5 protein-coding genes and 3 pseudogenes are annotated in these 10,168 nt (G+C 56.4%); 6 read left to right on the top strand and 2 right to left on the bottom strand.

The window, feature by feature from the left end:
* The 3 genes and pseudogenes from EN984_RS10115 to EN984_RS10130 all read left to right on the top strand — a co-directional run.
* Positions 1-100 (top strand): annotated as a pseudogene (locus EN984_RS10115) (transposase domain-containing protein); the annotation flags it as partial.
* A 1,190-nt stretch (positions 101-1,290) separates the two neighbouring features.
* Entirely contained in the window at positions 1,291-3,957 is a 2,667-nt protein-coding gene (locus tag EN984_RS10125) for a condensation domain-containing protein (RefSeq protein WP_127266834.1), read from the top strand.
* Between the two features lie 244 nt (positions 3,958-4,201).
* Positions 4,202-5,152, top strand: coding sequence for a methyltransferase domain-containing protein (locus EN984_RS10130; RefSeq protein WP_127266835.1), 951 nt, complete (start codon positions 4,202-4,204; stop codon positions 5,150-5,152).
* 84 nt (positions 5,153-5,236) lie between these two features.
* On the opposite strand, the pseudogene EN984_RS10135 reads toward EN984_RS10130, so the two are convergent.
* Positions 5,237-5,488 (bottom strand): annotated as a pseudogene (locus EN984_RS10135) (transposase); the annotation flags it as partial.
* Positions 5,489-5,757: 269 nt separating this feature from the next.
* Positions 5,758-6,720: a LysR family transcriptional regulator gene (locus tag EN984_RS10140; RefSeq protein WP_127266836.1), complete on the bottom strand. Its 963-nt coding sequence runs from the start codon at positions 6,718-6,720 to the stop codon at positions 5,758-5,760.
* Between the two features lie 86 nt (positions 6,721-6,806).
* Between EN984_RS10140 and EN984_RS10145 the strand changes: the two genes are divergently transcribed.
* From EN984_RS10145 to EN984_RS10155, 3 genes and pseudogenes are all read left to right on the top strand, one after another.
* Positions 6,807-7,580: an enoyl-CoA hydratase/isomerase family protein gene (locus EN984_RS10145; RefSeq protein ID WP_127266837.1), complete on the top strand. Its 774-nt coding sequence runs from the start codon at positions 6,807-6,809 to the stop codon at positions 7,578-7,580.
* A gap of 2 nt (positions 7,581-7,582) precedes the next feature.
* Positions 7,583-9,781, top strand: a complete 2,199-nt coding sequence (locus tag EN984_RS10150) for an acetate--CoA ligase (protein WP_127266838.1) — start codon at positions 7,583-7,585, stop codon at positions 9,779-9,781.
* Between the two features lie 137 nt (positions 9,782-9,918).
* Positions 9,919-10,168 (top strand): annotated as a pseudogene (locus EN984_RS10155) (hydroxymethylglutaryl-CoA lyase); the annotation flags it as partial.

Here is a 10,168-nt window from a genome sequence, read left to right on the forward strand (position 1 = left end):
GAACCATATCGACCCGCAGGCCTGGCTCGCCGACGTCCTCGCCCGACTGCCCGCCTATCCGGCCCATCGGATCCATGATTTGCTGCCGTGGAATTGGAGATCCGCAAAATTGCGGACCCAACCAGCTGCACGTCTACACCGTCGAACGTGTCGCCAGGGACCTCGGCGTCAGCGAAGCGCTCATCCACGAACTGACCCTCGGTCTGGAGCCCGAGGACGGCGTCATCTGGGTGTACGGCGCCAATGATGACAACGGGATCTTGGCCTTCACCGATGAAGGCACCGAGGAGCTCAAACTCCTCCTCGAAGAATATCATCGCGTCTCCCCATCGAAAGCTTGACCCCAGCACTCCGGTGCTCAGGTTCTCATGGCCACCGGATACGCACCTCTGCGGTCTTCACCGGACGCGTACGTGGCCCGCGCGAAGCAGAGGGACTTTCGGATCATAGCGCACAGGGCGACGGGGGCGAGGCAAAGATTCGTTTCGCTTCGATAACCACTTTTGTCCCGCCTGGAGGCGTGAAGATCGCAGCGCCAATCCGCAATAACCAACTCGATTGGGATCGTGAGATTGAGTTTGCGCATAAACATAAATCCCGGTATCTGCCTCAAGCGGGAAAGAAAGCCGTGCGAGGATGCGGCATCACGATGGCAGCCGTCCTCAAAGGCTGGCGCACGATCGCCTTCGCGCAGGCCGAAAGGTCCGATCCGCAATCGTCAAAGCTGCGGTCATCAGGCAGGAGCGGGATAACACCTTCGCGATTTACAGCGTCGCGAGCCGCGTGAACCGCTTACCGAACCGGACAACTTTGACTAGCTACCGACACAAAGGCTTCGGGGCAGAGTGCTCACTCAAAGCTGCTGTTTCACTCGGCTATTGATATCTGGAGGCAAATCTTTCCAAATCCGATGCACCGAGGCGGCGATCGTGCGCCCACTAGGCGGACGTCGCAAATGGACATGCGCGCACCAAATGGGCATCAGCGGCGGCTGTCTGCACTGATTTACGAAGTTGTTCCCCGATCCTCGGGCACTCCAGTTTCCCTTGGTTCGACGGGAAGAGAGATTCGGTAGAGCTCCGGAGCGTTACCTTTTGTACCACCGTAGCAAACGAATAGTTTGAAACCCGACACACCCAGCTGCAAAGATTCACCGCTGCAGCGCGAAATGCTCGGCTTTTGCCCTCTTGCCGAAACAGCACCTTCGGTGGCACGCCGGTTGCAGACGAGTCAAGTGGAAGGACCCGTTTGACCTTAGCGGTTTCAGAATCTCCAATCGTAGGACTTCATATGAAATTGGCTAGGACCATCGCAATTAACGAGCCCAACGACCCCACGAATGCGGTTCAGGCAATTGAAGCCTTGTCGCGTCCGCTGCGGATACCACTATCATTCCACCAGCAACGGCTCTGGTTCCTGTCGCATCTGGAGAGCGGCAGTGAGGCATGCCACATCCAACTGGGGCTTCGCGTTCGCGGCCAGCTTGACGAGGTGGCCCTACATTCGGCCTTGAACTGCTTGATGGCGCGTCATGAGGTACTGCGCACCACCTTCGCGGTGGAGGACGGCGAACCGTTCCAACAGATCAGGCCAGTGGACGTTGTGCCGCTTAAACGGGAGTATCTACCGGCCCCAGCGGAGGGGGAGGCAGAGGAGATACTAACTGAGTTAATGCGCTATGAAGGGCAGGCCGGGTTCGATCTGGAAGCCGGGCCGCTGATCCGCGCGCGGCTGGCGCGCTTACGCGAAGATGATCATTTGCTGCTGATCACCATGCATGAGATGGTCTCGGACAGTCAGTCCCGTGAGATCCTGCTACGCGAACTGAGCGAGTTCTACGCTGCGGCTCAAGAGGGCCGCGTAGCGCGGCTGAGGGCACTGCCAGTCCAGTATGCGGACTACTCGATTTGGCAGCGACGTTGGCTGACAGCTGAGGCTTTGGAGCGGCAGTTTAGATACTGGCTTCGAATGCTAAATAGCGCCTCAGCGGTGCCTGAGCTGCCGACCGACGTGCCACGTCCAGTAAAGCAGGAATTTGCAGGCAGCTACGTCGACTTCGTGTTGCACGAGACATTAAATGCAAAGCTGAAGGTGCTGAGCCAGCGTCGTGGAACCACGCTGTTCGTTACGGTGCTAGCGGGCTGGGCAATGGCGCTGGCGCGTTTGTCGGGTCAGGACGAGGTGGTGATTGGCACGCCGTGCCCAGACCGCACCCGGTCAGGAAGCAAGGGGCTGATCGGTTGTTTCTCCCACTGCTTGCCGCTGCGGATCGACCTGTCGGGCGATCCGACGCTGGAGACAGTGCTGGGGCGAGTGAATGCCGCCGTGCTTGGGGCCCTTGATCACCAGGATCTGCCCTTTGAGCAGGCGACGGACGTCGTTGGTCCAATTCGCAAAGGTGCTCAAACCCCAATTGTGCAGGTCATAGTCAAATCAGAAAATACTGTTGGAGAGACGGTGGAACTGCCAGGGCTCGAAATTGTATATTCTGACGCTGGTGATTGTGTCGCGCAATACGATCTGGCTCTTAATATCTTTGAGCTCGGCGAGGCTATTTGTGGCAGGCTAGTTTACCGGACATCGCTGTTTGGGCGGAGCTCCGCCGAGCGGTATGTGGCCTATTTGCAGCAGGCGCTAGGCCAATTGGCGGCCGATCCCGGGCAGCGACTCTGGTCAGCACCACGGCTGGCTAATGAACGTCGATTCCCGATTCAGTCGAATCTAACGGAAGCAGCCTCTCCCCGGGACCGCTCGGCTCACGAGTTGCCTGACTCGGAGGCGGACCGGGTCCCGGAAGTGATTGAACCCGGTGAGTTGAACGCGCTAGGACCCTCCGCGGCACCTCCGACTTGGGCTACTCAAGTACCGCGCACCAACTCGGAGCCGCGAACGCCTACCAGGGTTATCAATTTTATCGAGGGGACGCGTGTCGTTAGCGAGGGCGAACTGCAAAGCAACAGCATCATGCGTTGCCATGTCACAAAGTTTTACCACGAACAGATCATCAACAGCGGTTATTACGAACAGCTGAAGTATATTGTGCAGCCGTCATTCGCTGAATTCAACAGCGGCGGCAACTTGGATACCAGTGGTGAGCAAGATAACACGATATTTCCGGGTTTTCAGCATAAATACGCCCAAACAGGACTAATCATAGCGACAGACCGTTGCGTTTCATATTGTCGCTATTGTCTGAGAAAACGAATTGTCGGCAAAAATTCCGATGAGACAGCAGTTGATTTCGAAAGTATTAGAAAATACATCATGAATCACCCGGAGATTACAAATGTGCTAGTAACAGGAGGTGACCCGTTTGTTCTCAATACGGCAAGTCTGCAAAAATTACTTGGCAATTTGCTGGATATCCCTCATGTCGACTCGATCCGAATAGGCACTAAGGCACTGGCCTATCAGCCCAAGCGCTTCGATGACCCGGATCTGCCGGCGTTGTTTACGCGGATTCATAACGCAGGAAAGGCTGCAGTAATCGTTACGCACTTTGACCACATTGGCGAAATCTCCGCCCTCGCGGAGGCTAAAATTCGGCTCCTGCGGGCACAGGGCGTTCAGTTTCTTAACCAGACTGTGCTTCTCGCGAATGTCAACGATGATCCCGAGATCTTGGCTGCTACTTTCGCCAAGTGCCACCAGATGGGTGTGCGACCGTATTATCTATTTCAAGCCAGGCCGGTGAAAGGCGCATCTCATTTTCAGGTTTCGCTGCGCAGCGGAATAGAGATTGTGCGCGGCATCAACCAACGTCTCAGCGGTATCCAAAAAACATTCAAATACATCATGTCCCACTACACGGGAAAGATCGAGATCCTCGACATTGGAGCAGATGCCCGATTATACATGCGCTACCATCAAAACAATACTTGCGAGAAGATCGGAAAGATCTTCTCTCGGCCTCACCTTGAGGGCGCTTGCTGGTTGGACGACTTGCCTGAAGGTTAGGATTGAGAGGCGCACAACATGAAGTCCTCAAATTCGGAAGGTCCAGAGTAAGCCTCGCTCGAGGTACATGCGTCATCTTCTAAAAACCGGTCTCTTGGTGCGCGATACACAGGATTTAACCAACGGACTATCGGGGTACTGATTTACAGGCGTCTTTGCTCGGCAAGCGTTCAGGCAAAGGCGTTGCCCGCTCTCACCCTAAAGATCGCTCGGCTCATGGGCGGCTAGTCACGAGGAGTATTGCATGAGTTCTCAAGGGATTGCTTCGCACTTCGACCTGTTAAAAAAGCTAAACCCATTGGCCTTCATGGCGATCGAACCGCGAGTTGTTGCAGAACAGTCCGCCCGCCACGACGATCTGGCCAATCTCTCGCGCAACGAATTCACCTCGGAAGGACGCGGGGCGGATTACCTCGATAGCATTCAATTGTCGCTGCTAGCGCGATCCGAAGGTGTGATGGATCTTCTTGGGAAGATGCACCCCAATGGTTGCGAAGGACTTAGTCCATCACTGATTATCTGCGATCTGCTAGCTGGTGACGGATATGTGAACAAGGTAGCTCATCGAATCTTGGGTGAGGTGCGCTGCCCGACGTTCATCAACTCTGATATCTCCCAGTTCATGGTGGACCGCTGCATCCGGGACGGCCTGTTTGCGATCTGGCAAAGTGCGGCCGATCCGTACTGCATTAGAGATGGCTCGGTGGATGGGGTGCTGATGGCTTACGGAACGCATCACATCCCGCGCGCTCTGCGCGCCACCGCTGTTCAGGCATCTGCGCGAATTCTTCGGCCCGGTGGCATCCTTGTTCTTCATGACTTCGAAGAAGGCTCACCCACTGCCCGCTGGTTCGCTGACGTGGTGTCCACTCATTCCGTGACGCCTCACGAATATCCTCATTTTACAGCTGGCGAAGTGCTCGATTTATTCGCTTCTGCGCAGTTCGATCACATAACAGTGCAGCGTATCGCAGACCCGTTTGTTATGGTCGGGGCGAACAAACAAAGTGCTTTGCAACTATTAGCCGAATATGTGGTGAAGATGTATGGTCTGGAAGAACTGCGGTCCGACCCGAAGCGTGTGCTCGAACTTCTTGACAATTATTTCGGGCTCATCGTGACGCCAACCTCTTGCGGTCAGTTCGAAGCGCGTATAACGCGCAATGCCTTGGTCGGGAGCGGGCGACGCTTGTGAAAGATGGTGTCGCTTATCAAAAAGAGGCGAACCTCTTGCTCGTCAGACGGAAGGAGCGCTCGACCACGTTGCTGTCGATCTCCCGGCGAGCTTGGTTTTCTGGCTGATCAAGCCGAGCTTTTGGCGCAGCCAGGGTTCGAGATCGGCGATGATAGCGCGGCTATTTTCCTGACGCATCGCACGGCGTCCTCGGCCGGTCGGCCGCGGATGCCGTCCTCGATCTTACAGAGATCGGCGATCCGTCTCAGCGCCTTCACTGGCGATCGGCGCGCGACCGGCTGCCGCCAGTTCATAGAAGCGTCGGCGCACATGTGCCCAGCAAAAGGCGAGCGTGACACTAAATTGAAATTGGACCACTCGACCGGATCATCGCGAATCTTGGTGTGCTCGATATAAACCTTGTTGAACTCACCGACGGGGTCTGACAAAGAACTTCGATACGCAACATAATTAATCTGCTTCCCTTGCCGCAGGAGTGCCGCCCCCGCCGGGCAAAATATCATGCTGCTAGGGCTAAAGCGAATATTTACGATTGGATATGGTATGACAGGACCTGACCAGGAAGTCCTGTGGCGCGATAGAAGGTGCTCTTGCCCGCTCGGTTTCTATTTCTTTTTCGCCAGCTCAGCTTTCGGCTTGTTCACCCATCTTGCTCCGTTCGGGGTTCGGAACCCATGCATCGCTGCATGCCGCAGCATTTCGATGAGAAATCCAGCGGCTGGAGGAATCGGTGTCTGTGGATCATGGACAAGATAGATCTCGCGTTCGACCGCGGGACTTACCAGCTTTTTTTGGGTAATCTCACAAAACTGCATCATAGGCAGGACAAGGCTAGGCACGACGGATATTCCTAGATCGGCGGATACGAGGCCCGCAACCGTGCCGACGTCCCGAGCCTGTGTGATGGTCCCGAGCTGGATTTCGGCAATTTGCAAAGCGCGATCAACACAAGTGCGAACGCTGCTCAATGGATCGAACGCAACGAAGTCTTCGCCATTTAAGTCGTTCCAGGACACCGTCTCCAATCCCACAAATCTGTGCGATTTCGAGCATATGCACACCAGAGTATCCGCCGCGATCTGCTCACAGATCAGCTGTCCGCTTGCCTTTGGGAAGGATGTGATACCAAAATCAACTTGTCCGTCGCGCACGTAGCGAACAACCTCATCCGCGAAACCGTCCTTCACCGAGATTCTGACGTTGGGTCTGCCTTTCCGGAATTCGGAAATGAATGTCGGAAGCATGATAGACGCAACAGATGAAAGTGCAGCTAGGCTCACGACCCCGTTTAATCCGCTGTGATATAGCTGGAACCGTGACATCGCGCTGTCGAATTCCTCAAGAACACGCCGCGCATTCATCAACAGCTGTTCGCCGGATGCCGTAAGAACCACCCTTCTTGTGGTGCGCTCGAACAGGCGTGTGTCCAGTTCCTCCTCAACCTCCACGATCGTTCGGCTTAAAGCCGATTGCGCGATGTTCAGTGAGCGAGCCGCAGCCGTATACCCGCCACGCTCCGCGACCGCGACGAACGCCCGTAAATGCCTGAGGGTAACATTATTGCTCATTCGCGATTGATCTATACTCAAAACATGTTGGACGCGCAATAGATTTGAGGCGAATGTATCAGGATCAGCGTCTTGAGAGATTGTCCATGAACGAAGTCGTGACGAAGCAAGAAGACCAAGCGTTTCACATTATCTTCAACCGACCCGAACGGATGAATGCCGTCAATGAAGCCCTGTATCAACAGACGTTGGATGCGCTGAACCATGCAGATAAGGACCCCGAGATCCGATGCGTGATCCTGTCCGGAAACGGCCGCGCTTTCTGTGCCGGTGCTGATCTGAAGGTCCACAAATCCGGCGAACGGACGCGCGATGAGCGCGAGGCGTATATTATGCTCGGGCAGCGCGTGTGCGAACGAATTCAGACGATGAAGACGCCAGTCATTGCCGAGGTGCACGGCTATGCTTTAGGCGGCGGGGCGGAAATCGCGACCTCTGCTGACTTTCTTATCATATCCGAGGACGCCCAGCTCGGATTTCCAGAAATTGCCATTGGAACCTATGTGGGGGGAGGTGTGACGCTCCGCCTTCCCAGGCTCATCGGGTTGAGGAATGCCGCCAAACTCTTGCTGCTGGGCGACAGGATAACCGGCGCAGAATGCCTGGAGATTGGCCTGGCAACCGAGGCTCCGGCAGCGCATCAGTTGAAGGAGCGCACGGCGGCGTTAGTGGAGCGGATCGTCAAGAACGCACCATTGTCAATGGCTCGTCTTAAGGCGGCGATCAACTTACCACAAAGCCCCGACAAGCTTTTTCGGGCCGAGGCCGAAGACCTGCTGGCGATCATGGAAACCAGCGATTGGGCAGAAGGCGTCGCCGCCTTCGCGGAACGCCGCTCGCCCCGTTTCGAAGGAAGATAGAAATGACCGTGGGGCACCACAATGAAGCAACGGCCTTGAACGGCGTACTCGCCTATGGCGAGCCGGAATTGCCAGCTCCCACAGGCCGCCAAAATGAAGCGACAGCCTTGAGCCGAGTACTGGAGCCGCATTCTGTAGCGATCATCGGGGCCTCGGCAAACCCTGACAAGCGCGGCTATCAGATCATCAAGGCGCTGAAGAACGCCGGCTACGGCTATCCGATCCTGCCGGTCAATCCTAAAGGAGGGACAATCCTCGAGTTGCCAGTTTTCAGCGACGTCGATGCCCTTCCCGAATGTGTGGACATCGCGGTGATCGTTCGGCCGGCGGAGGAAGTGCCGGATATCCTCATCCAGTGCGGTAAAAAAGGGATCGCCGGCGCAGTGGTTCTGGCGCACGGGTTCCGTGAGCGAGGCGACAAGGGTTCTGCCGCGGAAACGAGATTGCTTGATGCCTTAAAGAAAAGCGGGGTCCGGATTATTGGACCGAATACATCGGGAATGCTGAACTGCACTGTGCAGGCTGACCTCATTGGCCTGCCGGAACTGCCTCCGAGTGGGCCAATCAGTGTTCTAACCCAAAGCGGCAACATGGTGCTTTCGGTCGTCGAAGACAGTCGCTCCATCAATGGCCCCGGCTTCGATGTCATCGCGGGACTCGGTAACCAGACCGATATCGAATATGGCGAATTGATCGAGGAGCTTTCCCGACGTGAAAGCACCCGCTCAATCGCCATCTACAACGAGGGCTTTCTTGACGGCCGCGGATTCCTTGACGCGGCGGCACGCGTGGGGCTGAGCTGCCCGATTGTGATGCTGCGCGGCGGGAGATCCATTGAGGGTCGGAAGGCGGCGCTTTCCCATACAGGTTCGATTGCCGGCGCCGACGAAATCGCCGTAAAGGTGTTGGCGCAAATGGGCGTAACCCTAGTCGATCGTTCGGATGAGTTGTTGCCGGTTGCTGCTCTTCTCGCAACCAGTCCACTTCCTAAACCAAAAACCGGGATTGCGGTTCTGACCGATGGTGGTGGACACGCAACACTCGCCGTTGATGCGTTGTCACGGGCGGGGGTGCCGCTAGCATCCCTCTCGGAAGACACCAAAACCAAGCTGAGAAGTGTCCTCGGCGACGAGGCCAGTGTCGAAAATCCGATTGATGTTGCAAGCGCCGCTGACGCCTATCCCGACGTTTTCCCCGAATGCATCGAAATTCTGGCGTCAGATCCCCAGGTAGGGCTCGTTCTGACAAACGGGTTGTTTGGAGCCTACCACATAAGGTTCGATGAATCTCTGTTGAAAGCAGAGAATTCGGCGGCCGAGCGGATCGTGGCTTTGCGGAAAGCCAGCGGCCTGCCTATGGTTTTTCATAGCTGCTACGGCAATCGCAAGCCGGAGAATCACGACATCTTACGAAACGGCGGCATCCAGATTTTCCCCTCTATCGATTGGGCCGTGACCGGGTCCAAGGCACTGTTTGAAAGGGCTAATTGGCTTTCTAAACAGAATAGCAATGCCGATAGGCTGGCACCGGACGCGCGCCGCGTTTTCGTTCCCAGCGGGCTATCGGCAGAGACGACAGCCCGCGAGATGTTGCAGAAACTGGGCGTGGACACTGGCGAATGGTCGGCGGCAAGCGATGCCGGGGCCGTAAGTTCGGTAGTCTCTAGTTTTGGCAAGCCCTGTGCGGTGAAGGTGGACTCGTCCGTCATCGTGCACAAGTCCGATGTCGGTGGTGTTCGCCTCGGCGTGACGCGAGAGGCGGCGAGCGCCGCCGCGGATGACATCACGAGGGCCATGGCGTCCCAGGCTCCCCCGGTGACGACCTTCGGTTTCATCGTCACGCCGATGGTGGATCACGGCTTGGAGTTGTTCGTGGGTGCCGTCAACGATTCAGTCTTCGGCCCGGTGGTCTTGTTCGGCTCAGGGGGTGTGCTGGTCGAAGCGGTTAAGGACGTGACCTTTCGCGCGGCGCCGCTTTCTCCGGCGGAAGCTTTGGACATGATCAACGAGACGGGTGTTGCGAAGATCCTCGATGGTTTCAGAAACTATCGGCCAGTCGACAAGCGGTCCCTTGCCGAATTTATCTCGTCCGTCTCCCTCGCGGTCATGAGGATGGAAAATCTCTCAGAACTCGACATCAACCCGATCATCGCGAACGAAAGCGGGATCTACCCCGTCGATGTGAGGTTGGTCGGAAAATAAGAGAAGCCTGATGTCTAGCCTAGCAAAAGCACAGATCGTGTCGGCCTTTTTGTCACCGACATTCACGACGGCGGCGCTGACACAGTCCGATTTTACGGCGATCTGATCTTCTTTCTCGAGGCGGAGGCCCGACCCGAATGGTTGAATTCGTTCGCATCGCCGAGATGGGGCCGCGCGACGGCCTACAGAATGAGAAGCGGCTCGTGCCGACCGCCGAGAAGATCCGGCTCGTCGACTTGCTGTCCGACTGCGGCTTCCAAATGATCGAAGCGACCTCCTTCGTGTCGCCGAGATGGGTGCCGCAGATGGCTGATGCGGCGGAGGTTATGGCCGGCATCCGTCGTGCGCCCGGCGCCGTCTATGCGGTGCTGGTGCCCAACATGAAGG

Source organism: Mesorhizobium sp. M7A.F.Ca.CA.004.12.1.1, assembly GCF_003997835.1.
GTDB lineage: Bacteria > Pseudomonadota > Alphaproteobacteria > Rhizobiales > Rhizobiaceae > Mesorhizobium.

What these genes read in the sequence shown, in the direction of transcription:
- EN984_RS10150 (WP_127266838.1), top strand. Translation starts at nt 7,583, where the DNA reads ATGACCGTGGGGCACCACAATGAAGCAACGGCCTTGAACGGCGTACTC.
- EN984_RS10130 (WP_127266835.1), top strand. Translation starts at nt 4,202, where the DNA reads ATGAGTTCTCAAGGGATTGCTTCGCACTTCGACCTGTTAAAAAAGCTA.
- EN984_RS10125 (WP_127266834.1), top strand. Translation starts at nt 1,291, where the DNA reads ATGAAATTGGCTAGGACCATCGCAATTAACGAGCCCAACGACCCCACG.
- EN984_RS10140 (WP_127266836.1), bottom strand. Translation starts at nt 6,720, where the DNA reads ATGAGCAATAATGTTACCCTCAGGCATTTACGGGCGTTCGTCGCGGTC.
- EN984_RS10145 (WP_127266837.1), top strand. Translation starts at nt 6,807, where the DNA reads ATGAACGAAGTCGTGACGAAGCAAGAAGACCAAGCGTTTCACATTATC.